Origin of the sequence: Haloferax sp. AB510, from assembly GCF_024136985.1 — an archaeon.
Classification (GTDB): Archaea; Halobacteriota; Halobacteria; order Halobacteriales; family Haloferacaceae; genus Haloferax.
In genome coordinates this window covers 44,949-69,597 of record NZ_JAMYJY010000007.1, presented here as the reverse complement: position 1 = coordinate 69,597, position 24,649 = coordinate 44,949, and the positions used below count along the sequence as shown (strand labels likewise).

Below are 24,649 nucleotides of genomic sequence, written 5' to 3'. Positions count from 1 at the left end.
GACTCGGCGGCGTCCGCCGAGAGCGGCGGCGAGGGCGACGCGGACCTCGACGCGTGGTTCGAGAACACCTCGAACTTCGACGGCGTCGAGGCGCAGACCGGCCTCCAGCGCGTGACGGTCGAGGTCGGGTCGCACGCCAACGGCGGGGCGTTCGGCTTCGGTCCCGCGGCGATTCGCGTCTCGAAGGGGACGACCGTCGCGTGGACGTGGACCGGCGAGGGCGGGTCGCACAACGTCGTCGCCGAGGACGGGAGCTTCGAGTCCGACCTCGTCAGCGCCGGCGACCACACGTTCGAACACACCTTCGACGAGGCCGGGACGTACACCTACGCCTGCACGCCGCACAAGACGCTCGGGATGAAGGGCGCGGTCGTCGTCACCGACGACGAAGGCGGGTCGAACGCGCAGGTCGCCGAGCCGTTCGGCGACCCCGAAGCGGAGCGCCTCGGCGGCATCGCGCTGGCCGGGACGTTCGGCGCGATGCTGGCGTCGCCCGCGCTGTTCGGCGCGTTCATGTGGCTCAAAGGCGAGGGCGGCGAGTCGGCGGGCGAGAGCTATCCGAAGGAGAACTCGGAGTAGGTCGCCCACAGGAGGTGTCGAGGGAGTCGATGCCGTGCTGAACCGTTTTCTCGAATTACGCGCTCAGAACAGCGACGCGAGCACCCCCGAGATATCGACGTGGAGCCCCAACCACTGGATTCCCTTGTATCCGAGGTATATTCCCACGATACCCAAGATTCCGGCGAGGTTGGGCGGGGCCGGAATCGGTGTTTCTATGAGGCCGAACAGGGCTCCGGCGAAGACGCCTGCCAGCAGGGCCAAAACGAGTTGCGAGGCCATGGGCGAGTCATTCGCGTTCCCCGATAAATAGGTACAGTATCGACGCGAGCGCGGCGACCGCCGCCGCAACAACCAGGTCGCGGTCGACAGTGTGCCGGGGTTGTGACCGGACGACAGCGAACAGAACTGGGACGCTGCCGAAGCACCCACAGCCGTGTCACCGGTCCAGAACATTGTTACTGACTCCGGTGTGTTGCTACGTATGCGCCGTCGCGTGTTCCTTGCGTCCGCCCTGACCGCCGCCTCCACCCTGACCGCAGGATGTAGCTCTCTCGGCCCGCAAACCGAACACACGGACCCGGTTGTCGAGACCGACGACAACCCCCGAGACAGGGGAAAATACCTCGAATTCGACGGGGACGGAGACGACGGTGACCTCGCCACCGTGGGCGTCGACCCCACTTCCGGCCCCCTTCCGAGGCCGCTCGCCGTCTCCATTTCGCACCCCGAGGGCACCGAACTCCGGTCGCTCACACAGCGGTTCACGGCACCGGACGGCGACGGATCCCCGCCGAAACTCTCACTCCGAGGTCCGTTCGAAGGGGGCCACGAGCCCCACCCGTCCGTGTCGCTGTTCCGAGACGGGGCGGCCGCGGTCGTCGAAGTCCACCGGTTCGGCGAACTCGCCGACGAGACCGCGTTTCTCAACCTCGCGGTCACCGAATGGCCGGAATCGGCCCGCAGGCTCGCCGTCGACAGTACCGTGGAACTCGTCGAGACGGGGGTTTTCGAGCACACGCACGTCCTCGACGGCGAACTGGCGTTCGAGTTCTTCGCCGAGACGGATGCCGGCGACGGAACCGCTGAAACCCCGGACTCGTCGGGGTAGCTAGCCACCGGCTCGCCGCGAGTGCAGGCACCGGTCTGGACGTTCGAGACCGAGATGCGGCTACCCGACGAACACCCGCGTCACGTGCCCGCCACAACCGCATTGCTCGACGTACTCGTACGCCACGCCGTCGAACCGTTCCGTGAGCGCGTCGTACAGGTACGTCTCCGGATGGCCGTGGTCGCCGTGAGTGACGAGGTTGACGTGGTGACCGGCGGTGGTGTGTTCGACCGCGGCGACCGCCTCCGCAACCACGAGGTCGCGGTCGGCGGCGTGCCGCGGGAGTTCGAGGTTCGCGGACCACGAGGTGTCGTGGACGCGGTCGGTCGCCGAGTCGGGCGTTTCGTGGTCGTGGTCGGCGGGTCGCGAGTCGGTCGTCATGACGATTCGAAGAACGGCTTCCGGCTCAAAGAGCGGCTATCCGAACATGTTCGTCCGGGCTGTTCGAGGTCGGGAACCGGCGCGTGTAGCCTATAGGAGGCGTGTGAACCACGACCTGTATGGAGATTCAACGCAAGACCATCGCGAAGGCAATCGTCGTGGTGTTCGTCTTCAACCTCGTCGTGATGGGTGCGGGCGCGTGGTTCGCCTATCAGGAGGCCCCGCCCATCCCCGACGAGGTGGTCGGACCCGACGGCGACGTCGTCGTCAGCGGCGACGTGATTCGAGAGGGCAAGACGGTGTTCCAGAAAGACGGCCTGATGAACCACGGGTCGATACTGGGCAACGGCGCGTACTACGGCGCGGACTACACCGCCGACGCGCTGGATTTGAAAGTCCAGTTCATGCGGAACTACTACGCCCAAGAGCGGTACGGTGAACCCTACGACGAACTCGACTCCGCCGACCAAGCGGCAGTCGCCGACGTGGTGAAATCCGACCTCGACGACAGCTACGAGGGCGGGTCGATACAGTACACCGCGGCCGAGGTGTACGCCCACGAGCAGGTTCGACAGGAATACGTCGAGCGCTACCACGAGGGCGACCACGAGCGCGGCGTCCCCGTGAACATGATCGACTCCGAAGAGGAGGCGCGGGCGTTCGCGGACTTCGCCATGTGGACGGCGTGGTTCTCCCACACCGATCGCCCCGACGGCACCCACTCGTACACGAACGACTGGCCGTACCAGCCCGGCGCGGGGAACGACGCCACCGCCGCCTCGATGACGTGGAGCGTCATCGCCATGGTGCTTCTCGTCGCGGGGGCGGGCCTCGGCATCTGGCTGTACAAGTCGGTCGAACTCCCCGAGCCATCGGCCGAGGATATCACGGTGCCCGAACCGGGTGACGTGAGCGTCTTCCCGAGCCAGCGGGCGGCGCTCCGGTTCATCCCGGTCGCCGCAGGGTTGTTCTTGGCGCAGGTGCTGTTGGGCGGCCTGCTCGCACACTTCTACATCGAGCGCGCCGGCTTCTTCGGCATCGAGTCGCTATTTGGCGTGCCCATCCTGCAACTGCTGCCGTTCGCCATCGCCAAGACGTGGCACATCGACCTCGGCATCCTCTGGATCGCCGCGACGTGGCTCGGCGCGGGGCTGTTCCTCCCGCCGCTTCTGACCGGCTACGAGCCGCCGAAGCAGTCGACGTACATCAACGTCCTCCTCGGCGCTATCGTGGTCGTCGTGGTCGGCGGCATGTCGGGCATCTGGCTGGGTGCGAACGGCTACATCGACGGCTCGCTGTGGTGGATTATCGGCAACGAGGGGCTCGAATACCTCGAAGTCGGCAAGCTCTGGCAGTTCGGCATCCTCGCCGGCTTCCTCATCTGGGCGGCGCTGGCCGTTCGCGGCCTGAAGCCGCTTCTCGACAAGGAGCCGCCGTACGGGCTGGCGCACATGATTCTGTACGCCGGCGGCTCTATCGCCCTCCTGTTCACCGCGGGCTTCCTCTTCACCCCCGAGACGAACATCGCCGTCACGGAGTTCTGGCGCTGGTGGGTCGTCCACATGTGGGTCGAGGGGGCCTTCGAGTTCTTCATCGTCGCCATCGTCGGCCTGACGCTGGTGTCGATGAACCTCCTGTCGCGCCGGAGCGCCGAGAAGGCGGTCATGCTCCAGGCGTTGCTCGTCATGGGGACGGGTATCATCGGCGTCTCGCACCACTACTGGTGGGTCGGGATGCCTGATATGTGGGTGCCCATCGGGAGCGTCTTCTCGACGCTCGAACTGATCCCGCTGGTGTTCATCCTCTACGAGGCGCTCGGGCAGTACCGCGCGATGTCGGGCGAGTCGTTCCCGTACCGCCTACCGTTCATGTTCATCGTCGCCAGCGGCGTCTGGAACTTCGTCGGCGCGGGCGTGCTCGGCTTCTTCATCAACCTCCCGCTCATCAACTACTACGAGCACGGGACGTACCTGACGGTCGGCCACGCCCACGCCGCGATGTTCGGCGCGTTCGGCTTCCTCGCGCTCGGCATGGTCACCTACATGCTCCAGCTCTCCATCGACGCCGAGCGCTGGGACGGCTCGTGGCTGCGCGCCGCCTTCTGGTGTTGGAACGTCGGCCTCGTGTTGATGGTGTTCGTCTCCGTCCTCCCGGTCGGCTTCCTCCAACTGGAGACGGCGTTTACCGGGAGCTACGCCGCCGCCCGCAGCGTCGCCTTCTACGACCAGCCGCTGATTCAGACGCTGTTCTGGGCGCGGCTCCCCGGTGACACCCTCATCATCCTCGGGACGGTCATCTACGCGGCCGACCTCGTCAGAAAGCGGTTCGTCCTCCGGCAGTCCGCCGACGACCCGAGCGTCGAGGACATGGCCGTCGCTGAGGGTATCTTGGGCGACGACTAACGAGCGAGGCTCCGTCGAACCTCGCATTTTCTGCTAGCTTTTCGAAGTCGTGCTGCATAGAGCGCGCGAGTCGGTCTCTGGCCAGCGCTCATCTGACGAGATACGAAGCGATAGACAACCCCACAAAACTTATCAAATATTTGTTAGTGTTCTAATTCATGGATGTGGTTCTTACTAATCTAATCTGGCTCGTCGTATTTCCGGCTGCTATCGTTACTGGGTCTTTCTATACAATACAGCGCTTGCTGAGGAGGTTGCTACAAAACCGAAGTATCGACAGTAATCGAATTGGTGTCGCTGTGTTTGTAATTAGTGTCTACTTCCTCGGACATCCACTGTATCCTTCTTTGGTCCCTCTCATTAGAGATTCAACCCCGTGGCTGTTCTCAGTTGGAGGTGTCTACTTTACGCTTGGGTTATTTTCGTTTGTACATCAGCGATACCCATACTGCTCTGCCATCGGATGTTGGCTTGCATCGCTGGTTGGAGTTGTGGTCGCTCTCCTTGCTGCGAATAGACTTCAATTCTCTGCAGTTCTTCGTCTCCTCGGTTCCAATAGTATCGAGATTTCGCTATACTTGTCCCTTCCACTCGCAGCAATGTTCCCTGTGGGTTATGTTTCTCGGCAGAGTAGTCGTAAGCCGATTATTCTCTCTCATCTACTCGTATTCTCGGTATATGTGCTTGCGTTAGTCAACTCGATTCCACTGACAGAGCGAGTGCGAGGTCCAGCAGCACTCGTATTCATTGCATTTGGCGTTATCGGGGTTCTGCTTGGAATACCACTATACGTTCTCGGTAACACGCTGACCCCCAGTTCGCTCGGATGACCAACTCGCACGTGATTTCCTCGGTCTATTCACCCACTTCGGTGCGAAACGAAGGATAGCGAATTACTGCATACAGCCTCTGTCTGTGTCACACCACCCCATCAGATAACGGATGCACAACAGCGCAGCCGGCGACTGATTCACCGGCTCTGCTTTTCGCCGACATCGGACTGCCGACTCACTCCCACGCGAGCGCCAGCCCCGTCGCGGCCCCGACGATGACCGTCCCACCGAGGGTCGCAATCACGCCCAGCGCCCCGAGGAGCAACGGGACGACGAGAAACAGGGCAACGCCCCTCACGAGCGCCGCCACCGGACCCATCCCGACCGGCGCTTCGAACGGGCTCCCCTCCATCACGACGACCGCGAGTTCGAGTAGGTACATCGGGACCGGGAGCGCGAGCAACCCGACGAGGCCGCCGACGAGCGCGCCGCGGACGCGGGAGTTCGGCCCGCCGAGTCGTCGCCAGAGCAGGCTGGCGAGGAGGCCACCGCCGAGAAATCCTCCAGCGACGAGCACCGCCATCGGTCCGGAGAGGACGGCGGGGTCGCCGCCGGTCAGCAATTCGACCACCGGGTCGGCGAGAACGTACCAGAGCGCGAACGCGCCGCCCGCGAGGGCGAACGTGAGCGACGGGCGGCGGCGTGCGGCGGCGAGGACCGAGGACCGAGGCATACGAGAGATTCGTCGCACCGGGAGAAGAAGTTCGCGGGCGGTGGAGAACCGACCGACGACGGGAGAAACGGGCCGAAAAGAGGTATGTGGGTCTACTCGACGACGACTGCGCCCTTCATGCCGAGCGTCTCGTGGGGCGTACAGGCGTATTTGTACGTCCCCGTCTCCTCGAAGGTGTGTTCGAACGTGTGGCCGCTGTCGCCGACGAGTTCCGATTCGAACCCGCCGTCGGCGGCGGCGACGTTGTGCGAGCCGCCCTCGCCGTTCCACTCCCAGACGACCGTTGTGCCCGGAGAGACGCGAACGGCGGCCGGGCCGTACCCGAACGCCCCACCGTTGGCCTGCGCACCCACCGTCACCGTCACCGTCGAGCTTCCCGTCTCGTCGGTGACGCCGTCGTAGTTATCGACGTTGTCGAACCAGCCGTCGAACTGCGGGGCGCTCCCGCCGCCGGAACCGCCGTCGCCGCCGGATTCGGTCGTCGGCTCCGCGGTCGATTCGGCAGTCGTCGCGTCGCCCTCGCCCCCATCGGCCGCGTTCGCGGCGTCGCCGCCGGAGCCGGAACAGCCGGCGAGCGCCGTCGACAGCGCCGCCGTCGCAGTCAATGCCGTAAAGCGCCGTCTCGTGAGGTTGGTGTCGCGCATCATCAACTGTACCTCGGCGGCGACGGATGCAAGCGATTATCCCGAACGTGTTCGGGTTGGCTCCCACGCGACGCTATTTCCGAGGCGTCAGTCGCCCGCCGACCGGGTTGCGGGCATCGGGCCGTCGTAGTCGGCGGGCACGTACCCGCAGAGCGGGTCGCTGGCCAGCGGGTCGCCGGTATGGGCGTACGCCCGCGAGCGACTGCCGCCGCAGACGTGGCGGAACTCGCACGCGCCGCACTTCCCGCGGAGGGCGTCGCGGTCCCGGAGCGACCGGAAGAGGTCGCTCTCTCGGTATCGCTCGACGAGTCCGCCGTCGCGGACGTTGCCGGCGGACGCGGGGAGGAAGCCCGACGGGAACAGGTCGCCGGTGTGGCTGACGAACGCGAAGCCGTCGCCCGCGGTGATGCCGAGGCGGCGGCCGATGCCGTCGGTCGGAGGCGCATCGCTCGCGTCCCGTCGGCGCTGGATGGCGACCCGGCGGTAGTGGGGCGCTTCGGTCGTCTTGACGCCGAAAGGCGCTTCGTCGCTCACCTCGGTCAACCACTCCATGACGCGCTCGGCCCGCTCGGGGGAAATCGGGTCGAGAACGCGTCCGCGCCCGACGGGGACGAGGAAGAACACGGACCAGAGGACCGCCTCGAGGTCGGCCACGAGGCCGCAGAGTGCGGGGAGTTCGTCGACCGTCTGGGCGCAGACGGTCGTGTTTATCTGGAGCGGGAGGCCGGCCTCGCGGGCCGCGCGGGCGGCCGCGACGGTCTGGTCGAAACTCCCGTCTTCGCCTCGGAAGGCGTCGTGCGACGCCGCGGTCGCGCCGTCGAGGCTGAGCGCCATGCGCTTGACTCCCGCGTCGGCGAGGTCGGCGACTGTCTCGGGCGTCAGCGACGACGTCCCGCTCGGCGTGAGCGTCATCCGGAGGCCCGCGTCGGTTCCGTACTCGACGAGATCCACGAGATCAGAACGGGTGAGCGGGTCGCCGCCGGAGAGGACGACGAGCTGCCCCGGGCCGAACTCGCGGGCCTGGTCGAGCAGGCGCTTTCCCTCCGCGGTGGTCAGTTCGTCGGGGTGTCGCGCGGGCGTCGCGTCGGCACGGCAGTGGTCGCACGCGAGGTCGCACGCCTGCGTGACCTCCCAGATGAGGACGAACGGCCGCCGCGAGGTGTCGATGCTCGACGGGTCCGGCGGGGTGGTCGCGGTCGGCGGTGCGTCCGCGTCACGTCCCGCGCTCGTGTCGGTGTCGAGGTGTGGCGGTCGAGGCATGGCTCTGGTCGGGTGGTTCGAGGCCGCGGAAGGTGAGCCCCGCCCCGAACACGTTCGGCCATAGACCGGTGGCGGCGGGACGAACACGTTCGGGGTGAACTTCCTGCTCTGGCGGCCCCACGCTTCGAACATGGAGCACGAAGCGTACCTCGATGGACTCGACGCACCGAGCGAACGAACGGTGAGTTTTCTCGACGTACGGGAGTTGCCGCCGCCGGAACCGCTCACGGAGACGATGAATCACCTCGCCGACCTCGACGGCGAGACCGTGTTCGTCCAACTCAACGACCGCGAGCCGAAGTTCCTCTACCCGAAGCTCGACGACCGGGGGTTCGCCTACTGCTCCGCCGAGCGCGACGAGGGCGTCGTCACCGCGATTTGGGAGCCGTGACCCGGCGCGGCCGCCGCCGCTCCGCCTGCGCGCCCCTCGTCAGCACCGGCGTTGGCACCGCCTGCGTCCCGAAACGTATCAGTCGCGCCTAATTTGGCATAATCGTTAATGTAATAACTCCTCACGCGTTTGTACGTGGTATGAGTTCAGACCACACGAATACCATCCACTCCGAATGGTGCCCTGACTGCGGCTCCGAGATGGCCTTCACCGGCACGCAGCCAGCGGGACTCGCGCAGTTCTTCTGCGAGCAGTGTCGGTACCGCCGCGACCGGTTCGTCGGCGACGACTGAACCCCCGTTCGTTTTCTCGGGATTCGCGCGCTCGGGAGCGACCGCGCTCTCGCGTCTCGCGGTGTGGTACAACTCGCGAAGATGTTCGGAGCGCGTCCCCCAACCGTACAACCATTGTTCGTTTATACCCGTGTTCGGGCACTCGATTCAACCGGAGGGAGACACAAATGCTATCTACGACTCGGCGACGGACGCTCCAGTGGCTCGGACTCGGTGGCGTCGCTTCGCTCGCCGGCTGCGCGACGGACGCACCGACTTCCGCGCAGTCGCTCGACGAGACGGAGGAACCGACACAGCAGAGTTCGACGAACCTGGTTGACCAAGTCGCGGCCGACCCGACGGACATCCCCGGTCCCATCGACCGGAGCGAGCCCGCCGAAGTCGACGTGACGCTCCGGCCAGAGGAGGTGACCGCGGAGATCGAAGACGGCGTGACGTTCACCTACACGACGTACAACGGGCAGGTCCCCGGCCCGCTCGTCCGCGTCCGGCAGGGGGACACGGTGAACGTGACGTTCGAGAACCCCGAGGAGAACACCATGCCGCACAACGTTGACTTCCACGCGGTCGCCGGTCCCGGCGGCGGCGCGGAAGCGACGATGACGAACCCCGGCGAGACGGCGCACCTGCGGTTCAAGGCGACCTACCCCGGCGCGTACATCTACCACTGTGCCGTGCCGAACATGGACATGCACATCAGCGCCGGGATGTTCGGGCTCATCCTCGTCGAGCCGCCGGAGGGACTTCCCGAGGTCGACCACGAGATATACCTCGGCCAGCACGAACTCTACACCGACAAGGACGCCGGCGAGGAGGGCCAGCACAACTTCGACTACGAGGCCATGCGGAACGAGGACCCGACGTACGTCCTCATGAACGGCGAGAAGTACGCGTGGACGCCCAACGGCCGGGGACCGGCCGCGACCGTCGGCACGGGCGAGACGGTTCGGGTGTACTTCGTCGACGGGGGGCCGAACCTCTCCAGTAGCTTCCACCCCATCGGGAGCGTCTGGGAGACGCTCTACCCGGACGGCTCGTTGACGACGGAGCCGCAGACGCACATCCAGACGCGGCTCGTCCCGCCGGGGAGCACGACCATCGCGACGATGAGTTCGCCCGTCCCCGGCGACTTCAAGCTCGTCGACCACTCGCTGTCGCGCGTCGTCCGCAAGGGCTGTATGGCGGTCGTCCGCGCCGAGGGACCGGAAGACCCCGAGATATTCGACCCCGACCCTGACCCGCAGTAGTGTCGCCGGACCGACCGGAACTCACCGACTGACCGCTGTTTTTCTATCTGTCTCTGTCGGAAGCTCCCGATGCTGAGAGCACCCGCGTGCAACGCTTGAGAGTCGGTCGCCGGTAGCCTGAGCGGTCGTGTCTCGGAAGCGACCCTCGAGAAACAGCCACAGGATTATGTCGTTCGCTTTCAAAATTCGAAGCCAAGGATGCCAGACGACAAACAGGGACGAGATGCGCAAGCGGCCAACGAGGAACAGCGCCAGCGCGAACGAGCGATCCAAGAAGCGCGTGACCGCGCCGACGAACCCAAACCCGGGGAGCAACTCGGGGACCTCGACGACGCACTCGAAATCCAGGACTATCCGACCACAACGGAGCAACTCGTCGAGAACTACGGCGACTACGAGGTCGAAACACAAGGTGGGTGGAAACCCGTCGACGAGGTGCTCGCTTCGGTCGACAACGAAATATACGACTCCGCGGACGACGTTCGCGACCGGATTCAGCGAGTAATCAACCGGAGATAAGTGCGTCCGAAGCCGTCTCTGTCGTGGCGATATTTTGAGACCCCTGCGTTCGGGGAGGTGTCCGCTCTGTCTGTACTACTCTTGGACCCGACTGCATCAGCACTTCCTTCCCGTGACCGAGACACACAGTCGATTCAGCACACCCGCTGAGACCCACCCAACGTCTGTCAGACGGTTCGTGCAAAACATAGTGGGCGTATTCACACATATTGGCGTGTCAGTCCCAGTAGCTGTCAACCGACTCGCCAGCGAGTCGTGCGCGGACGAACAGGTACGCGAAATGAACTGGGACGTAGCCGAGGCAGAAAACCCAGCCCTGCGGCTTCGAGACTAAGTCCCACGCGCGTTCACCGCCTCTTGTGGCATCCACCGAGAGCGTTTCAAAGCCGAGTATCGACTCGATAGCTGGTCCGACGACCATCACAAACACGCACAGATAGAGAATCGCCACGGCAAGAATTTCGAGCGATTGGTTAGAACTCATCGTTCCTCAAGTGGCGTACAGTAGATGTAGACCACAGATAAAGCCACTTCGAGACTGGTGGGTGGTTCAGTACGTAATCCACCGCCCCGAGCCAACCGGAGCGACAGCACCCTCGAACGCTGAGGTGAACGTGTTCGGGGGTGGGCCTACGCTCGTGGCGACCCTACCTCGGACCATGCCAGACATCCCATCCCTGTTCGGCGGCGGGTCGCGGGCAGACCGCTTCGACGATATCGACCAGTTCGTCCCGGAGCACCTGCCCGACCCGGACGCGTTCCTCGACGGCCACCGCGTCCTCGACGGCGACGACCACGTCGCCGTCCACCGGGTCGCTCGCGACCTGTTCGAAGCGCGGGGCGTCTACGACGTGACGTTCGGCTACAACCTCGCGCGGCTGAACCTCGACCAGCGACACCCTGACGCCGGGTTCCGCTACGCGGTGGACCGAGACGACCCGTCGGTCCTCCGCGCGGAGTTCACGCCGACGACGCCGTTTTGCCCGCAGTCGAAGACGCTCACCGTCGGCGCGTTCCGGGCGTGGAACGGCCTCGCCGACCGCCACGACTACGACCGCGTCCGGGTCCGCGTCGCACCGATGCACCAGCAGGCCGACGCCATCAACGCGGAACTCGACGCGATGGACCCGGACGACGTGCAGGCGGCCGACGAGTCAACTCGGGACGACGGGCCGACGACGACGAGCGCGACGGCGACGAGCCGGCGGCGCACTCGCTGTCCGAGGAGTTCGAAGCGGCGCTGAATCGGCTGTCGGGCGAAAAACAGTAGCGTCGCTCTGTTGAAATCCTCAGTCGATGATGGGTTCCTATGTGCGCGCTGAATACAGTGCGCAAGTCGGTCACGAGTGAGGGATTGTTACTGGCGTAACCGGACTGTGCGATACAGAGTGTGTAATTGTAAATTCACAGGAATTTTTGTGATTGTGAGTGGATTCAAAATCATGCGCCGCCGTCCCCTGCTCCAAACTATTACTCTCTCCGTGGCTGTCGCTGGATGTACCGCACTTGACCAAGCACCATCGGTACGCACACCGGGAACTGATTCGACAGAACCAGAAACTGCCTCAAGAAAGCCAGAAGATGATGTCGGCTGGCTTTCAATCCAGTGGAGTGAGGAGGTCGCGTCTGATATTTCGGTGGAAGTATTAGATGGATCGGGCGAAGCGGTGTTCTCGGAGACGATTCGTACTGAGAACTCGACTGAATCAAGGTCTCAAGGGTTTACGAACGTGTTTCAAACATCCGGTGAGTACGAAATCATCATCAGGGTTGCAGGAGAGATACAGACAAAAGAAGTGAAGGCAATACTGGACTCGTCATCCGGCTGGCGGGGGGTGAATGTTTACGTCACGAACGGGCCGGAAATATCTATTACATCCGTCTACGAGTGACACCCTCTATATTCAGCACGCACATTCTGTCAGGTCTAGAGGATTTCAACAGAGCCGAGGCGTCCGTTTTCGTTCGTCGTGACCCCACGGTTTAGTCGTCGTCAACCGGCGCGAACACGAGCACCGCGGAACTATCGACTGGGGCGCGCGGCGAGATGTCGCGGTCGCCGCCGAACCGCAGCAGCTCTCCAGCCGCGACCTCGTGCGTCTCGCCGTCGAGTGCGAGTTCCATCCGGCCGTCGACGACGTGGAAGACGATGTCGAAGCCGGGGTGGGAGTGCGCCGGCACCTCGTCGCCGGCTTCGAGGCGGAGCCTGACGGTTTTCGGGCGGTCGGTCTCGAAGACGGGCGCGTGCATCTGCGGCGGGAGTTCGTCGAGCGCGGCGTGTTCTGGCATCACGAGTGAGTCGTCGGCCGCGCAGTCGGTAAGCCTGCGGCCGAACCCGTTCGGGGGAGACACGACCGGGAGCGAACGAGACTGAGGGAACGAGAACGCGAGCCAACGAGGGGCGAATGCAGGTGCGCTTTTGTCCTTCGCGTGAGTTGACGTGTTCGATGCCCTCCATCGTGGACCAAACCGTGTTCAGCGAGCCCTCCGGCGGCCTCTTTCCTGTCGTCCAGCTCTGTGGCGCGGTCGTCTTCTCGGCTCTGTACTGGCAGTATGCCATCGTGGAACAGTCCCTGTCGGGTGGGTGGCTGCTGTTTATGATAGTCGGAACCGCCCTGTCCGGAGTCGCCGAATCGCTCCCGAAGGACCGACGACGAGCGGCCGGTCTCCTGCGTCTCGCGGCGGTTCTCGTCCTGACCTGCCTGCTCGCGATTCTCTTTCTCGCACCCGAACTGCTCGGGATGTGAGCGTGCGAGACGCGTCTCTAACGCATCGACTCAGCCCGCGCCGTCGTCCGCATCGACAGCCGACGCGGCCGCGCCGCCGACCAGCGACTGCGGACTGTGGAGCCAGATAACTCGCAGGAGGTTCGCGGCGAACACCGCGATACCGATGAGCACGAGCGTCCAGCCGGCCGTCTCAGCAGCCGAGGAGAGCCCGGCGAGGTCGTGTGCGATGACGGCGACGACGCCCGATCCGACGAGGCCGAAGTCGAGGCGGGCGAGGCGGGTGCTGTAGAGGTCGTCGAGCATCGGCACGGGTTCGAGGCCGAGGCGGTCGCTGTAGCGGTGGACCCAGACGATGAAGGGAACGACGTGATAGAGTGTCCCGAGCACGACGAACCCGACGAACCCGAGGAGGAACAGTGAGTCGGTACCCGGCGCACCGAACAGGCGGTCTCCGGCCAGTGGAGCCGCGAGCCACGCGGGGAGCGTCAGGACAGCCCAACCGGCGAGGGCGACGGCCGCGACGGCGTACCGGGTGAGCATGGGCGTCCAGTCGACCGACGACTCGACGAGGCGGCGGGCGAGAATCGCGGCGATGCCGAGCAGCGAGAGCGCGACGAGCGCGCCGCCCACCCGCGCGAGCGTCGGGTCAGAGACGAGTCGGCCGCCGGCGAGCGCGACGACGCCGAGTGGGTAGCCGACCTCCTCGCCCCGGCGGAGCCACACGTCGACGCCGCGGAGTTTCGTCTGGGTGAACATCGTCGCGAGTTGGTAGAGCGCGCCGACGACGGTCGTCACGACGACCCCGAAGACGGCGAGCGTGACGTGGGTCGCGCGGACGGTCCCGTGAGTCGCGCCGACGCCGGCGAAAAGCGGCCGCGTGAAGTCAACCGCGAGCAGGACCCCGAGTGCGGTGACGACCACGAACGCGCCGATTGCGAGGCCGAAGTGGCGCTCAGTCACGTCGAACCCGTCGAGTCGAGAGAGCGTGCGCGCGATGTTGTAGGCGAACGTCCAGAAGCCGAGGAGGGCGACGGCACCGAAGACGGGGAGCCACGCGAACGCGCCGAGGAGGAAGCACCCCGCGACGCCGACGAGACCGACGCCGACGGCCCACAACTGTGCGGTCGCGAGCCGTCGGGAGTGGAGGTCGACGCCGGACCAGACCGGAACGAACTGCGTCATCGCGCCCATGATGGTGACGCACACCCAGCCCGCGACGAGGAGATGGACGTGCGCGAGGCGGGCGGCACCGGGAGCGACGCCGACGGCGAGGCCGACTCGGAGGCCCACCGCGGCCGCGAGGAAGCCGAGGGCGACGACGAAGTGCCGGAGCGGAATCGTCATCGGTGGCTGACGAGCCGTGTCGATGTCGGCGGGAATGGCGCTCATACGCGGACTAGCGCGGCGCGGAGTCCTACCGGTGACTCCGAACATATTCGCCGAGGATGGAGAAAGGAAGGAGACGAGCCGGGACCGCGGCCACGACCCGTGGTCACGACGCTACTTTTTCGGGAACGTCGCCGCGAATTCGTCGGGCGCGCGCTGTTCGACGGTGTAGTTGTCGGCGTCGAAGGCGTCGACTTCCGCCTGCATCTCGTAGAACAGCGGCTTGGGGTCGTGGTCGTTGAGAATCGTCAGCGACTCGCCTGCGTCGAGGTCGTCGAACGCGGCGTGAATCTTCGGGTGGCGCTCGACCGGTGGAAGTTCGCGCACGTCGAGGGTGGTGTCTGCCATACACGTCGAACCTCGCGGGAGACTACCGAGTCGATTGCCCCGAACACGTTCGCCGGCACACCCGGGTCGGATCGATACTATCTGCCGCACATTGCTAGTAAATATAATGATTCTACGACTGTTCTCGGTGAAGAAGACGTTTGTCGCCGAGCTTTGACCTGTTTCGAACGAGCACTGAATACGTTCTGAATTCGGGTTTGTAGCGCTCATACTGCAGTTTTTGATTCTCTCACTACCCACTCGAACGACAGTCGTTTCTCGCGTGTCACCGACGAAAATCAGTCTGAGAGGTATGTTTATAACGATTCAATATATTGTTTACTGGTAAGCCCACACCAGCAATAACAAATTGGGCAGGGCACGGAACACACATGACAGACACATACGTCGGTTCGATCGACCAGGGGACGACCGGAACGCGCTTCATGATCTTCGATCACAGCGGGCAGGTCGTCGGCAACGCCTACGAGAAACACGAGCAGATTTACCCGAATCCGGGCTGGGTCGAACACGACCCCCTCGAAATCTGGGAGAACACGAAGCAGGTTATCACGGCCGGGCTGGCCGACGCCGGCCTCGACGCGACGCAACTCGAAGCGCTCGGCATCACGAACCAGCGCGAGACGACCGTCGTCTGGGACCGCGAGACGGGCAAGCCGGTCCACAACGCACTCGTCTGGCAGGACCGCCGGACGACCGACCGCGTCGAGGAGCTCCAGGCCGAAGACAAAGTGGAGTGGATTCGCGAGAAGACCGGCCTCGAAGCGGACGCCTACTTCTCGGCGACGAAAGTCGAGTGGATTCTCGACAACGCGGAGCCGCTGAAACTCCAGAGTTCGCGCGGCGACGACCTCCGCAGTCGGGCCGAGGAGGGCGAACTTCTGATGGGCACCATCGACGCGTGGCTCATCTACAACCTGACGGGCAACCACATCACTGACGTGTCGAACGCCTCGCGGACGATGCTCTACGACATCGAGGCGCTCGACTGGGACGACGACCTGCTCGCCGAGTTCGACGTGCCCAAAGAGATGGTTCCGGAGGTTCGGCCGTCCTCGGACGAGAACCTCTACGGCCACACGGACGCCGACGGCTTCCTCGGTGCTTCGATACCTGTCGCCGGCGCGCTCGGCGACCAGCAGGCCGCGCTGTTCGGCCAGACCTGCTTCGACGAGGGCGACGCGAAGAACACCTACGGCACCGGCTCGTTCTACCTCATGAACACCGGGACCGAGGCGGTCTCGTCCGACCACGGCCTCCTGACGACCATCGGGTTCCAGCTCTCCGGCGAGCCCGTCCAGTACGCCCTCGAAGGCTCCATCTTCATCACCGGCGCGGCAATCGAGTGGCTCGAAGACATGACGCTCATCGACAACGCCGGCGAGTCCGAGAAGCTCGCTCGGTCGGTCGAGTCCACCGACGGCGTCTACTTCGTCCCCGCGTTCACGGGCCTCGGTGCGCCCCACTGGGACCAGCGCGCCCGCGGTACCATCGTCGGCATGACCCGCGGCACCCGCCGCGAGCACATCGTCCGCGCGACGCTCGAATCCATCGCGTTCCAGACGCGCGACGTGGCCGAGGCCATGGAAGCGGACTCGGGCGTCGAACTGAACGCGCTCCGCGTCGACGGCGGCGCGGTCAAGAACAACTTCCTCTGTCAGCTCCAGTCCGACATCATCCAGACGGACATCGCCCGGCCGGAGGTCGACGAGACGACCGCCCTCGGGTCGGCGTACGCCGCCGGCCTCGCGGTCGGCTACTGGGACACCGTCGACGAACTCCGCGACAACTGGCAGGTCGACCGCGAGTTCTCGCCCGAGGCCGACGCCGAGCGCGTCGACAAGATGTACGACCGCTGGCACGACGCGGTCGACCGCTCGCTCGACTGGGCGCGCGAAGACGAAGGCGAGGGGGGCGAGTGAGATGGCCATCGTGTTCGGCCTCGAAGCCATCGATATCCTCGTGCTCGTCATCGCCTCGTTCGCGGGCGGGATGTTCGGCGCGTCCCTCGGGGCGCTGCCGGCGTTCATCTTCACCGGTATCATGGTCCTCGTCGGCGAGGCTGGCAACGTCGTTTCCACGGAGTTCGTCGGGGGCGGGAGCCTCGTCGCCGACGCCGCGGGCGGCTACGGTGCCGGTATCGTCGGCCCGCTGGCGTTCGGTCCCGTCTTCGGTCCCCACGTCGCCTTCGCGGGCGGCGTCGCTGCCGCGGCCTACGCCGCGAAAAACGACGGCATGCCAGAGCCCGCCGACGGCGACTACCACCCGGCGAAGGACATCGCGTACGCGCTCGGCACCCGGCCGGACATCCTCGCGGTGGGCGGCGTCTTCGGCGTCATCGGGATGGCGATTCGACAGACCTCTGGGGGGCTCGCGCTCCCGCTCGACCCGCCCGCGGTTGGCGTCGTCGTGACCGCGCTGCTCGCCCGCGCTGCCTTCGGCTACGAACTCGTCGGGACCCCCCGCGGCAAGGGCTTCCTCGACGTGTCGCCGTTCGAGACGGGCAAAAAGCGTGAGGCGATGACCGACGGCGAGACCGCCACCGGCGGTTCGTACCGCCTCGCGGTCGAACCGTGGCTCCCGCACCAGTACAAGTGGAGCGGCGTCGCCGCGGTCGGGATGGCCGTCGGCATCCTCAGCGCGTACATCTTCGCGCGCACGGGGAGCCTGTTCATCCCGTTCGGCATCTCCGCGACGAGCCTGCTGTTCTTGAACCTCGGCGTCGAGAAGATACCCGTCACCCACCACATGAGCCTCCCGGCGACGTTCATCGCCAGCATGGCCATGCTCGACGGCGCGAGCGTCCCCGTCGCGCTCGTCCTCGGCGCGGGCTTCGGCGTCCTCGGCGGCGTCCTCGGCGAGGTGTACGAGCGCGTCTTCTACGCGCACGGCAGCACCCATTTTGACCCGCCCGCGGCCTCCATCGTGACGACCACGTTCATCCTCGGCCTGCTCGCCATCGCCGGCGTGTTCACCACGGCCGGCGCGGTGCCGCTGCCGTGAGCAGTCAGAACTGATATACCTCCCATTTCGGAACTATCATCCACGACATGGACATCGAAGCGAGGATCAAACGTCGGCAGCGCCGTGACGGTGAGCCTCGCCTCCTCGTCGATTACGATTCGCTCTCGCCGGTTGCGCACATCGACGACCCGGTGAACTGCGGGCCGGTGTTGGAGCGACTGCTCGACTACCTCGACCCGGTGTTCGACGGCCACCTCCCGCCGAACGCCTACGTCTACGGCCCCAAAGGGTCGGGGAAGTCGGCGGTCGTGACGGCGCTTTTCGACCGCCTCGTCCGCGTGTCGAGCGTCAACAACGCCGCCATCCACACGACGACCCGCGTGCAGGCGACGTTTGCGCCGCGGTTCGTCTACGTCGACGCGCGCGAGACGACGAGCGCGTTCGCGTTCTACCACGCCGTGCTCGACGCGCTCGTCGACGAGTCGGTGCCGAAGCAGGGCATCAAGACGGAGGCGCTCCAGTCGCGGCTCAAAGCGACGCTCGACGGCCCGAAGACGGGTGCTATCGTCGCCGTCGACCACCTCGAAGAGCCGGGGACGCTCGACGGCGAGACGTTCGTCGACCTCTGTGCCGGGCTTCCGAGCAAAGTCAGTTGGTTAGCCATCGGGCGCTCGTCGCCCGACGAGACGGTGCTGACCGACTACACGGCCAGCGAGATCCAGTTCGAACCGTACCAGAGTCAGGTGCTCATCGACGTGCTGATGACCCGGGCGTCGGCCGCGGGGTCTCAGCGAACGCTCGACCACCGACTGGCTCGCGACATCGCCGAGTGGGCCGACGGCGACGCTCACGACGCGCTCGCGGCGCTGTTCGGCGCGGCCGATGAGGCGGCCCGGAACAGACACCAGAGCATCACCGCCGCCGACACCGCCGCGGGAATCGCCGCAGTGCCGCGGCCTTGTGTCTCGCTCGGCCGCGTGTTCGCGCTCCCGGAGAACCGCCAGCAGGTGCTCCACGAACTCCTCGCGTTACGACCCGACCAACAGGAGTCGGTGCAGGCGACGAGCCAGCACATCGCGAAATCGGTCGACCTCTCGGCGGCGACGGTCAAGCGCATCCTCTACGAACTCGCCGAAGACGGCATCACCCGCCGGGTCACGGCGGAGCGCGTCGACCGGAAGGGGCGGCCGCCGAGCCGACTCGAACCGCAGTTCCCGACGGTCGTGTTCGAACGCTTATTCGCCGCTCAGTAACCTGTTTCCACTGAGCCACAACGAATTTGTTATAGCGAATTGTCACGTACTAGTGTGAGGTTGACTGTTAAGCGACGGTCCACTGCTGGCGTCCTCGCTATCTGTTTTGGACTCCTTTCTACAATGATCGCTGTGGACGTTATTGGTGGCTATCTCTCGATGGAAGGAATGCCAATCGTGTACGGCCTTCTGGGACTGTCAGCAGTCGGGTCTCTCGTGTCGAGTTGGTTCAGCCGAACCTCCTCGTGGAAGTCTGTGCTGCTGTACGGAGCATTGACGTTTGGCAGTTCGATTATACTGTTTCTCTATCTGTTCTCTCTCACAGCTGCATGATGGTCCGTGACTCGACGCTGGTGCATCACGAGACGCCGTCGGTTTCAACCGATTCCCAGTCCGCTTCCCAACGCGAGGCTGGCGATGACCGCAAACCCGCCCGAGGCCAGTCCGTACTTCAGGACCTGCCGACGAAGACTGCTGTTGAATTCCTCGAATCCTTGGTCAGAAAGCACCAGCGGCGTCTCGTCGCTCCCGTGGAGTACGGGCTTGCCCTGCTCAACCGTGACTTCCCCGCAGACGGCCAACTCCTCGCCATCGACGATAGCTCTCGCCTCAAAATACGTATCATCGAGGCTCTCGTCGTCGTCGCCTAGATCCGAGCCATCTACATCGGCAACGGGTACGGCAATCCAGTGGTCCTCTAGTTGGATGTACTGCGATTCCCAGCTACGCTTCGACAGCCAGGTCGATACCGTCCAATCCGAAGACACTGTTGTGATGTCGGTGCTGCCGTGGGTCTGAGCCAACCAGTCTGTGTCGATCCAGATCTCGCGTTGACCGTCGTTGACGGTAAACGTTCCAGACTCAATTCCGGATGCATACGTAATCAGATTCATATCCGCTCCGAGCTCTTCGGCATCAAGGTTGTAGTTATACGACTCGGCTTTCTTGAGCCGCCACACGTACGCACCAATCGACTCCTCCTCGTCAATCGGGACTGAGTTGCTTAGTGGCGGTGAGCTCCTGACGTTCACCGTTCCCTCAATGGCGACTGTCTCGCCACCGACGAGCGTTGATGGACTCTCGGCCTCGGATACCGACATCGAATGGGAGAGCATCCCAGCGGTGATCGCTCGGGAGCCAAACCACAACGAGCTAGCAAGAATAACTACCCCGAAGATAGTTCTGACCGCCTCAACCATATTCGACTACACTGCTTGGATATACATTATAGATAGGGCAGCGAGTCCCGATACAGAGGGCCTGTCTCACCAACACTGTACATACCGAGGTAAGCGGTCCATATTGAGTGCTGAACTCATAGCCGACTCGCGCGTCGTATTCAGCACGAGTCCAACAACCACCACCAGCGGAGGACTTCAACAGCGCCCAAGTCGAAAACCCGCCGCCAACTCCGTGGTCGATGCGGTGCAACGCTTACACGCGGGGACAGAACTATACTCCGTCCACGGTATCTGTAGGTGATGACGACCACCCCGACGCCCGTCCGCGCGCCGCCCGTCGGCGTCCCGTCGAATCGCCTCGGCGCAGCCGCGACTCCGCAGGGTGTATCGAACGCATGACAGACCCATCGAGTCGGGAGGACGACGTGGTCGATGCTGTCGTCGAGACGCTCTGTGCGGCCGCGCCGTCGATTCGGGCGGGACTGCCCGGTCGGCGCGTCTACGAGGAGGGCACGAACCCGAGCGGCGAGCGCCAGTTGGAAGCCGACACCTACGCCGACGAACTGCTGTTGAAGCGACTCCGTCCCCTCGACGGCGTCGGCGAGTACGCCAGCGAGGAGCGCCCCGACGTCATCGACATCGGTGAGGGCGTGTCGGTCGCGCTCGACCCGCTCGACGGGTCGACGAACCTGAAGCCGAACAACGTGATGGGGACGCTCTACAGCATCTACGGCGAACCGCTCCCCACGGGTGGCGAGAACCTGCTCGCCGCGGGCTACATTCTCTACGGCCCGGTGACGACGCTCGTGGCCGCCCGCGACGGCGTCGTCAGCGAGTACATCATCGAATCGGGCATCAAGCGCCCGCTCCGCGAGGAACTGACGCTCCCCGACGACCCCGCCATCTTCAGCTTCGGCGGCCGGGCCAACCACTGGTTCGACGACTTCGAGGCGTTCGCCCGCGAGACCGAACGCACCGAGGGGATGAAGCTTCGCTACGGCGGATCGATGATCGGCGACGTGAACCAGATTCTCCACTACGGCGGCATCTTCGCGTACCCCGCCCAGACTGACGCGCCGAGCGGGAAACTCCGACAGCAGTTCGAGGGCTTTCCCATCGGCTACATCATCGAGTGCGCCGGCGGGCGGTCGTCGGACGGCGAGAAGTCGCTCCTTTCGGGAACGCCCGACGGCATCCACGACCGCGTCCCAGTCTACATTGGCAACGACCCGCTCGTCGAGTCGCTGGAAGCGCGACTGCACTGACGGTCCAACTCAGTCGGTGATGGAGTCGCGTTCCGATACGAGGATAGCCCACTGAACCGAGCAACTCGTTCGTTGTCGTCTGAGTGACACGCCCGTTCCGAACATGGACAGAATGTCAAATATATTGATATTAAATTCAGATTTTGTTTGTGGGATTCACTCTCTAGAATACACGTCATCGACCGGCCTCGACAACCAACCGCCGAGGCAGTTTAAGATTTATAATATTGTTCAAACAGTTGAATATGGTGGTGGTTGTGTGGCTTTCACTCGAGGGGGTACGAACTCGGGACCGAGACCGATACTGGTGGTCGACGCCGAGAAAGACGCCATTCTGGTGATAATACGATACTGTCTGGAGCGGGTAGCGTACCCAGAACGGTTTTTCGGTGTCCAGTCAGATTGGAATCAAGAAGTAACTGGCTCAGTACACTTGCAAAATATAACCAATATTAAGCCGTCAAACCCGAGCATAGTTGACGAGTTTATCACCCACATCGCTGCTATCTCAGGCGAGTCATGCCTGTTGCCAGAACAGTGGTAAAAATATAAATATTCTGATGCTATTTCTATGTGGATGGCTTTCTTACATTATTGCCTAGCAGCGGTTGGGCGTCGCGTAGTTGCTACGCTTCTCGTGGGACTGGCTGTTCCCCACCGAGTGTTCGGCGCTGTCGCCAGTACTCCATCATTCCCCTACGGACCGCTTCGTACAGAGCCAAAAGCCGCCGCCGAATCCGACCACCGTAACCGCGACGAGGCCAATGTCGACGAGCGCGATCGCGTACGCGGCAGTTCCCGGTTCGAGATACAACAGCGAAAACCCGAGGAGGAGCCCCATCACGATGCCGATTGCGACGAACAGCGGGAACCGGTCACGCTGGTCGCAGATAACGTCGACAACTGTCTCTAATCGTGCCATACAGTGTCATGTCCAGCACTGATTATCAAGCTCTCGATTCGACCGATATCGATCGGATTCCGGTCGAGATGGGAGGACGGGTTCGCACCGGTGGCCAACGGGGGACGCGGAAGCGACAACCACTCATTCACATCAGTCACCCTCCTCCGTCAGCGGGTCACTATCCCAATAGGTGTGGTTCGGGTCGTCTCTGAAGCAGGCGACGCGATGGCCAGCGGCCTCGCCGGACTGTTGGAGTTGTGGGAACTCCTCCCGACACGCCTCACGGGCTTCGGGACAGCGCGTGTGGAACCGGCACCCGCTCGGTGGGTTGACCGGGTCTGGAATATCTATCTTCCGCATCGGCGGCTCACCAGCCTCGCCCGACTGTCGGGACAAGTTCGGCGTCGCCCAGCGGAGGACGTTCGTGTACGGGTGACTGGGGTCGCCGATGAGTTGGTCTGCCGGCCCGACTTCGACCAGATTTCCGAGATACATCACCCCGATTCGACCGTCCCCGTGTTCTGCGAAGTACCGTGCGTTCGAGAGGTCGTGTGAGACGAACACGAACGAGGTGTCGAACTCCGACTGCAGGTCGAGCATGAGGTCCATCATTTCGACCCGTAAGGAGACGTCGAGTGCGCTTATCGCCTCGTCTGCGAGGATGACGTCGGGGTTCATCAAGAGGGCGCGACAGAGCGCCACGCGCTGTTTCTCCCCGCCGCTGAGCTGGTGTGGGTACCGGTCCGCGAAGTCCGCTGCGGGGTTCATCCCGACGCGTTCGAGGAGCGCGTGAATCCGCTCGCGGCGTTCGTTGGTCCCGACCTCTGGGTGAGTGAGCTTGATCGGCTCTGCGAGGATGTTCAGAATCCGCCGGTTTGGGTTGAGCGAACTCCCCGGGTCCTGATGGATGATCTGGAGCGACGACCGAATCTCGTCGAACGGTATCTCTCCGCTGCCGTCTTTCGCGGCCCAGATGTCCTGTCCTTTGTACGTCACTGTCCCGCCCGTCGGTCGCTGGAGTCCGATGGTCGTCTTCCCGAGTGTGGTCTTTCCACACCCGCTTTCCCCAACGAGTGCGAGGACGTCGTTCTCCTCGATGTCGAGCGAGACGCCATCGACTGCTTTGACCACGTCCGGGTCCTCGAAGAGGTCGAACAGCCCTTGGTCTTTTTCGAAGTGGACTTCGACGTTTTCGAGTGAGATGAGTGGCTCGTCGCGTTGGTCGAACTCAGTCGACGATTCGCCGGCACGGCTCACGACTCTCCACCTCCCGAGACCGGAACGGACTCCTCGGAACGGTCGAAGTGCAGCGCAATCTCGTCTCGTGCGTCTTCCGCGTAGTGACAGGCAACGGCGTGGCCGTCGTCGAGTTGCGTGGACGCCGGGTCTTCAACTCGGCACTCTTCGGTGGCGAGTGGACATCGCGGTGCGAACGAACACCCCTGTGGAACGTTGATGGGTGCTGGACTCTGTCCCTCGATTGGTCGCATCTCTCCGAGCGGTGCTTCGATGTCGGGCGTCGCATTGAGCAACGCTCGCGTGTATGGGTGCCCACTATTCGCGATGAGTTGCTCACGGTCGCCGACCTCGATGAGTTGGAAGGCGTACATGACGGCCATCCGGTCGGCGAGTTCGGCGACCAGCGGCAGGTCGTGGGTGATGAACACCATCGTCAGGTCGTACTTCTCCTGTAGGTCCTCGAGGAGCGTCAGAATCGAACGCTGCATCAGGAGGTCGAGTGCGGCGGTCGGTTCGTCCATCACGAGGACTTCGGGTTCGAGGATGAGCGACAGGGCGATGAGTGCCCGCTGTTGCATCCCGCCGGAGAGTTCGTGTGGGTACGACGTCAGCACACGGTCCGCGTCGAGGTACAGGTCTGAGAGGAGTTCGCGGGCGAACTCCATTCCCGACGTAACGTCGGTGTCGTGGGCCTTCAGCGTCTCTCTGAAGTGTCCGCCGATCTTCATCGTCGGGTTGAACGAACTCATCGCGCCCTGGAAGACCATCGACACCTCCTCCCACCGAAACTCTCGAAGTTCGTCGTCGGAGAGTTCGAGTACGTCGACTGTGGTCCCATCGTCGCGGTGGTAGAGTATCTCACCGGACAGTCGTCCGGGGTCGGGGATGGCATCCAGCATCGAGTCGGCGAACATCGACTTGCCGCTTCCGCTCTCGCCCACGATGCCGAGAATCTCGCCGCGTTCGATAGACATGCTCACGTGGTCCAACACGAACGTCTCGCCGCCGTCGTACGTGACGGCCGCGTTGTTGATCTCGATGATTGGGTCGTCTGTCGTCATAGCTGTC

26 protein-coding genes and 1 pseudogene are annotated in these 24,649 nt (G+C 63.9%); 14 read left to right on the top strand and 13 right to left on the bottom strand.

All coding sequences use genetic code 11. The annotated features are described in order from the left end of the window. Positions 1–579, top strand: a 579-nt coding sequence (locus NKF06_RS02685) for a halocyanin domain-containing protein (protein WP_253244450.1), incomplete at its 5' end; no start/stop codon positions are given. Between the two features lie 63 nt (positions 580–642). Here NKF06_RS02685 and NKF06_RS02680 read toward each other — a convergent pair. After that, entirely contained in the window at positions 643–840 is a 198-nt protein-coding gene (locus tag NKF06_RS02680) for a XapX domain-containing protein (RefSeq protein ID WP_253244449.1), read from the bottom strand. A gap of 202 nt (positions 841–1,042) precedes the next feature. On the opposite strand from NKF06_RS02680, the gene NKF06_RS02675 reads away from it, so the two are divergent. Continuing rightward, positions 1,043–1,669: a hypothetical protein gene (locus tag NKF06_RS02675; protein WP_253244448.1), complete on the top strand. Its 627-nt coding sequence runs from the start codon at positions 1,043–1,045 to the stop codon at positions 1,667–1,669. Between the two features lie 60 nt (positions 1,670–1,729). Here NKF06_RS02675 and NKF06_RS02670 read toward each other — a convergent pair whose 3' ends face one another. Beyond that, positions 1,730–2,050 (bottom strand): CGCGG family rSAM-modified RiPP protein, encoded by a 321-nt coding sequence (locus NKF06_RS02670; RefSeq protein ID WP_253244447.1) that lies wholly within the window; start codon positions 2,048–2,050, stop codon positions 1,730–1,732. Positions 2,051–2,169: 119 nt separating this feature from the next. Between NKF06_RS02670 and NKF06_RS02665 the strand changes: the two genes are divergently transcribed. Further along, a complete protein-coding gene (locus NKF06_RS02665; RefSeq protein WP_253244446.1) occupies positions 2,170–4,452 on the top strand; it encodes a cbb3-type cytochrome c oxidase subunit I in 2,283 nt (760 codons plus the stop codon). Positions 4,453–5,460: 1,008 nt separating this feature from the next. Here NKF06_RS02665 and NKF06_RS02660 read toward each other — a convergent pair. The 3 genes from NKF06_RS02660 to NKF06_RS02650 form a co-directional block, all read right to left on the bottom strand. Beyond that, positions 5,461–5,958, bottom strand: a complete 498-nt coding sequence (locus NKF06_RS02660) for a hypothetical protein (protein WP_253244445.1) — start codon at positions 5,956–5,958, stop codon at positions 5,461–5,463. Between the two features lie 92 nt (positions 5,959–6,050). Further along, a complete protein-coding gene (locus NKF06_RS02655) occupies positions 6,051–6,605 on the bottom strand; it encodes a halocyanin domain-containing protein (RefSeq protein ID WP_058826949.1) in 555 nt (184 codons plus the stop codon). A gap of 84 nt (positions 6,606–6,689) precedes the next feature. Beyond that, positions 6,690–7,862 (bottom strand): TIGR04053 family radical SAM/SPASM domain-containing protein, encoded by a 1,173-nt coding sequence (locus tag NKF06_RS02650; protein WP_253244444.1) that lies wholly within the window; start codon positions 7,860–7,862, stop codon positions 6,690–6,692. Between the two features lie 32 nt (positions 7,863–7,894). Between NKF06_RS02650 and NKF06_RS02645 the strand changes: the two are divergent. The 4 genes and pseudogenes from NKF06_RS02645 to NKF06_RS02630 all read left to right on the top strand — a co-directional run bounded on the left by NKF06_RS02645 (position 7,895) and on the right by NKF06_RS02630 (position 10,312). Beyond that, positions 7,895–8,253 (top strand): annotated as a pseudogene (locus NKF06_RS02645) (DUF2249 domain-containing protein). Positions 8,254–8,393: 140 nt separating this feature from the next. Continuing rightward, positions 8,394–8,546 carry an HVO_2142 family zinc finger protein gene (locus tag NKF06_RS02640; RefSeq protein ID WP_253244443.1) on the top strand — a complete coding sequence of 51 codons (153 nt, stop codon included), beginning with the start codon at positions 8,394–8,396 and terminating at the stop codon, positions 8,544–8,546. A gap of 167 nt (positions 8,547–8,713) precedes the next feature. Then, the gene (nirK, locus tag NKF06_RS02635) at positions 8,714–9,793 is read left to right on the top strand and encodes a copper-containing nitrite reductase (RefSeq protein WP_253244442.1); all 1,080 of its coding nucleotides are present in this window, start codon (positions 8,714–8,716) and stop codon (positions 9,791–9,793) included. A gap of 198 nt (positions 9,794–9,991) precedes the next feature. Beyond that, positions 9,992–10,312, top strand: coding sequence for a hypothetical protein (locus NKF06_RS02630; protein WP_253244441.1), 321 nt, complete (start codon positions 9,992–9,994; stop codon positions 10,310–10,312). A gap of 217 nt (positions 10,313–10,529) precedes the next feature. Here NKF06_RS02630 and NKF06_RS02625 read toward each other — a convergent pair whose 3' ends face one another. After that, on the bottom strand, positions 10,530–10,796 hold the full coding sequence (locus tag NKF06_RS02625; protein ID WP_058826945.1) for a hypothetical protein: 267 nt from the start codon (positions 10,794–10,796) through the stop codon (positions 10,530–10,532). 175 nt (positions 10,797–10,971) lie between these two features. Here NKF06_RS02625 and NKF06_RS02620 point away from each other — a divergent pair, with 175 nt between their 5' ends. Beyond that, positions 10,972–11,556 (top strand): hypothetical protein, encoded by a 585-nt coding sequence (locus tag NKF06_RS02620; protein ID WP_253244440.1) that lies wholly within the window; start codon positions 10,972–10,974, stop codon positions 11,554–11,556. Positions 11,557–11,754: 198 nt separating this feature from the next. After that, positions 11,755–12,204 (top strand): hypothetical protein, encoded by a 450-nt coding sequence (locus tag NKF06_RS02615; RefSeq protein ID WP_253244439.1) that lies wholly within the window; start codon positions 11,755–11,757, stop codon positions 12,202–12,204. Positions 12,205–12,295: 91 nt separating this feature from the next. Here NKF06_RS02615 and NKF06_RS02610 read toward each other — a convergent pair whose 3' ends face one another. Then, on the bottom strand, positions 12,296–12,601 hold the full coding sequence (locus NKF06_RS02610; protein ID WP_253244438.1) for a cupin domain-containing protein: 306 nt from the start codon (positions 12,599–12,601) through the stop codon (positions 12,296–12,298). A 158-nt stretch (positions 12,602–12,759) separates the two neighbouring features. On the opposite strand from NKF06_RS02610, the gene NKF06_RS02605 reads away from it, so the two are divergent. After that, positions 12,760–13,059 carry a hypothetical protein gene (locus NKF06_RS02605; RefSeq protein WP_253244437.1) on the top strand — a complete coding sequence of 100 codons (300 nt, stop codon included), beginning with the start codon at positions 12,760–12,762 and terminating at the stop codon, positions 13,057–13,059. A gap of 30 nt (positions 13,060–13,089) precedes the next feature. Here NKF06_RS02605 and NKF06_RS02600 read toward each other — a convergent pair whose 3' ends face one another. After that, complete coding sequence (locus NKF06_RS02600; RefSeq protein WP_253244436.1) at positions 13,090–14,430, bottom strand: hypothetical protein; 1,341 nt, start codon at positions 14,428–14,430, stop codon at positions 13,090–13,092. Positions 14,431–14,541: 111 nt separating this feature from the next. After that, complete coding sequence (locus tag NKF06_RS02595) at positions 14,542–14,775, bottom strand: DUF2249 domain-containing protein (protein ID WP_058826941.1); 234 nt, start codon at positions 14,773–14,775, stop codon at positions 14,542–14,544. A gap of 371 nt (positions 14,776–15,146) precedes the next feature. Between NKF06_RS02595 and glpK the strand changes: the two genes are divergently transcribed. Genes glpK through NKF06_RS02580 form a run of 3 tightly spaced genes read left to right on the top strand, consistent with a single transcriptional unit; the run spans position 15,147 to position 18,992 of the window. Beyond that, positions 15,147–16,697 carry a glycerol kinase GlpK gene (gene glpK, locus NKF06_RS02590; RefSeq protein ID WP_253244435.1) on the top strand — a complete coding sequence of 517 codons (1,551 nt, stop codon included), beginning with the start codon at positions 15,147–15,149 and terminating at the stop codon, positions 16,695–16,697. A 1-nt stretch (position 16,698) separates the two neighbouring features. Continuing rightward, positions 16,699–17,778, top strand: a complete 1,080-nt coding sequence (locus tag NKF06_RS02585; protein ID WP_253244434.1) for a hypothetical protein — start codon at positions 16,699–16,701, stop codon at positions 17,776–17,778. Between the two features lie 47 nt (positions 17,779–17,825). After that, positions 17,826–18,992: an AAA family ATPase gene (locus NKF06_RS02580; protein ID WP_058826938.1), complete on the top strand. Its 1,167-nt coding sequence runs from the start codon at positions 17,826–17,828 to the stop codon at positions 18,990–18,992. Between the two features lie 377 nt (positions 18,993–19,369). Here NKF06_RS02580 and NKF06_RS02575 read toward each other — a convergent pair whose 3' ends face one another. Next, positions 19,370–20,191 (bottom strand): hypothetical protein, encoded by an 822-nt coding sequence (locus NKF06_RS02575; protein ID WP_253244433.1) that lies wholly within the window; start codon positions 20,189–20,191, stop codon positions 19,370–19,372. A 377-nt stretch (positions 20,192–20,568) separates the two neighbouring features. Between NKF06_RS02575 and NKF06_RS02570 the strand changes: the two genes are divergently transcribed. Further along, positions 20,569–21,438, top strand: a complete 870-nt coding sequence (locus NKF06_RS02570) for a fructose-bisphosphatase class I (RefSeq protein WP_058826936.1) — start codon at positions 20,569–20,571, stop codon at positions 21,436–21,438. 688 nt (positions 21,439–22,126) lie between these two features. Here the strand turns inward: NKF06_RS02570 and NKF06_RS02565 are convergent. The 3 genes from NKF06_RS02565 to NKF06_RS02555 form a co-directional block, all read right to left on the bottom strand. Next, the gene (locus NKF06_RS02565) at positions 22,127–22,360 is read right to left on the bottom strand and encodes a hypothetical protein (protein WP_042666412.1); all 234 of its coding nucleotides are present in this window, start codon (positions 22,358–22,360) and stop codon (positions 22,127–22,129) included. Between the two features lie 132 nt (positions 22,361–22,492). Continuing rightward, complete coding sequence (locus tag NKF06_RS02560) at positions 22,493–23,599, bottom strand: oligopeptide/dipeptide ABC transporter ATP-binding protein (protein WP_253244432.1); 1,107 nt, start codon at positions 23,597–23,599, stop codon at positions 22,493–22,495. Then, a complete protein-coding gene (locus tag NKF06_RS02555; RefSeq protein ID WP_157575442.1) occupies positions 23,596–24,642 on the bottom strand; it encodes an ABC transporter ATP-binding protein in 1,047 nt (348 codons plus the stop codon). Before NKF06_RS02555 ends, NKF06_RS02560 begins: the two co-directional genes overlap by 4 nt. Positions 24,643–24,649: the final 7 nt, after the last annotated feature.

Bases quoted from the DNA above. Each gene is read 5' to 3' on its own strand.
- NKF06_RS02650 (WP_253244444.1), bottom strand. From the start codon at position 7,862: ATGCCTCGACCGCCACACCTCGACACCGACACGAGCGCGGGACGTGAC.
- NKF06_RS02615 (WP_253244439.1), top strand. From the start codon at position 11,755: ATGCGCCGCCGTCCCCTGCTCCAAACTATTACTCTCTCCGTGGCTGTC.
- NKF06_RS02630 (WP_253244441.1), top strand. From the start codon at position 9,992: ATGCCAGACGACAAACAGGGACGAGATGCGCAAGCGGCCAACGAGGAA.
- NKF06_RS02605 (WP_253244437.1), top strand. From the start codon at position 12,760: ATGCCCTCCATCGTGGACCAAACCGTGTTCAGCGAGCCCTCCGGCGGC.
- NKF06_RS02595 (WP_058826941.1), bottom strand. From the start codon at position 14,775: ATGGCAGACACCACCCTCGACGTGCGCGAACTTCCACCGGTCGAGCGC.
- NKF06_RS02600 (WP_253244436.1), bottom strand. From the start codon at position 14,430: ATGAGCGCCATTCCCGCCGACATCGACACGGCTCGTCAGCCACCGATG.
- NKF06_RS02580 (WP_058826938.1), top strand. From the start codon at position 17,826: ATGGACATCGAAGCGAGGATCAAACGTCGGCAGCGCCGTGACGGTGAG.
- NKF06_RS02640 (WP_253244443.1), top strand. From the start codon at position 8,394: ATGAGTTCAGACCACACGAATACCATCCACTCCGAATGGTGCCCTGAC.
- nirK (WP_253244442.1), top strand. From the start codon at position 8,714: ATGCTATCTACGACTCGGCGACGGACGCTCCAGTGGCTCGGACTCGGT.
- NKF06_RS02555 (WP_157575442.1), bottom strand. From the start codon at position 24,642: ATGACGACAGACGACCCAATCATCGAGATCAACAACGCGGCCGTCACG.
- NKF06_RS02610 (WP_253244438.1), bottom strand. From the start codon at position 12,601: ATGCCAGAACACGCCGCGCTCGACGAACTCCCGCCGCAGATGCACGCG.
- NKF06_RS02680 (WP_253244449.1), bottom strand. From the start codon at position 840: ATGGCCTCGCAACTCGTTTTGGCCCTGCTGGCAGGCGTCTTCGCCGGA.
- NKF06_RS02565 (WP_042666412.1), bottom strand. From the start codon at position 22,360: ATGGCACGATTAGAGACAGTTGTCGACGTTATCTGCGACCAGCGTGAC.
- NKF06_RS02585 (WP_253244434.1), top strand. From the start codon at position 16,699: ATGGCCATCGTGTTCGGCCTCGAAGCCATCGATATCCTCGTGCTCGTC.
- NKF06_RS02655 (WP_058826949.1), bottom strand. From the start codon at position 6,605: ATGATGCGCGACACCAACCTCACGAGACGGCGCTTTACGGCATTGACT.
- NKF06_RS02620 (WP_253244440.1), top strand. From the start codon at position 10,972: ATGCCAGACATCCCATCCCTGTTCGGCGGCGGGTCGCGGGCAGACCGC.
- NKF06_RS02575 (WP_253244433.1), bottom strand. From the start codon at position 20,191: ATGGTTGAGGCGGTCAGAACTATCTTCGGGGTAGTTATTCTTGCTAGC.
- NKF06_RS02665 (WP_253244446.1), top strand. From the start codon at position 2,170: ATGGAGATTCAACGCAAGACCATCGCGAAGGCAATCGTCGTGGTGTTC.
- NKF06_RS02675 (WP_253244448.1), top strand. From the start codon at position 1,043: ATGCGCCGTCGCGTGTTCCTTGCGTCCGCCCTGACCGCCGCCTCCACC.
- NKF06_RS02670 (WP_253244447.1), bottom strand. From the start codon at position 2,050: ATGACGACCGACTCGCGACCCGCCGACCACGACCACGAAACGCCCGAC.
- glpK (WP_253244435.1), top strand. From the start codon at position 15,147: ATGACAGACACATACGTCGGTTCGATCGACCAGGGGACGACCGGAACG.
- NKF06_RS02570 (WP_058826936.1), top strand. From the start codon at position 20,569: ATGACAGACCCATCGAGTCGGGAGGACGACGTGGTCGATGCTGTCGTC.
- NKF06_RS02625 (WP_058826945.1), bottom strand. From the start codon at position 10,796: ATGAGTTCTAACCAATCGCTCGAAATTCTTGCCGTGGCGATTCTCTAT.
- NKF06_RS02660 (WP_253244445.1), bottom strand. From the start codon at position 5,958: ATGCCTCGGTCCTCGGTCCTCGCCGCCGCACGCCGCCGCCCGTCGCTC.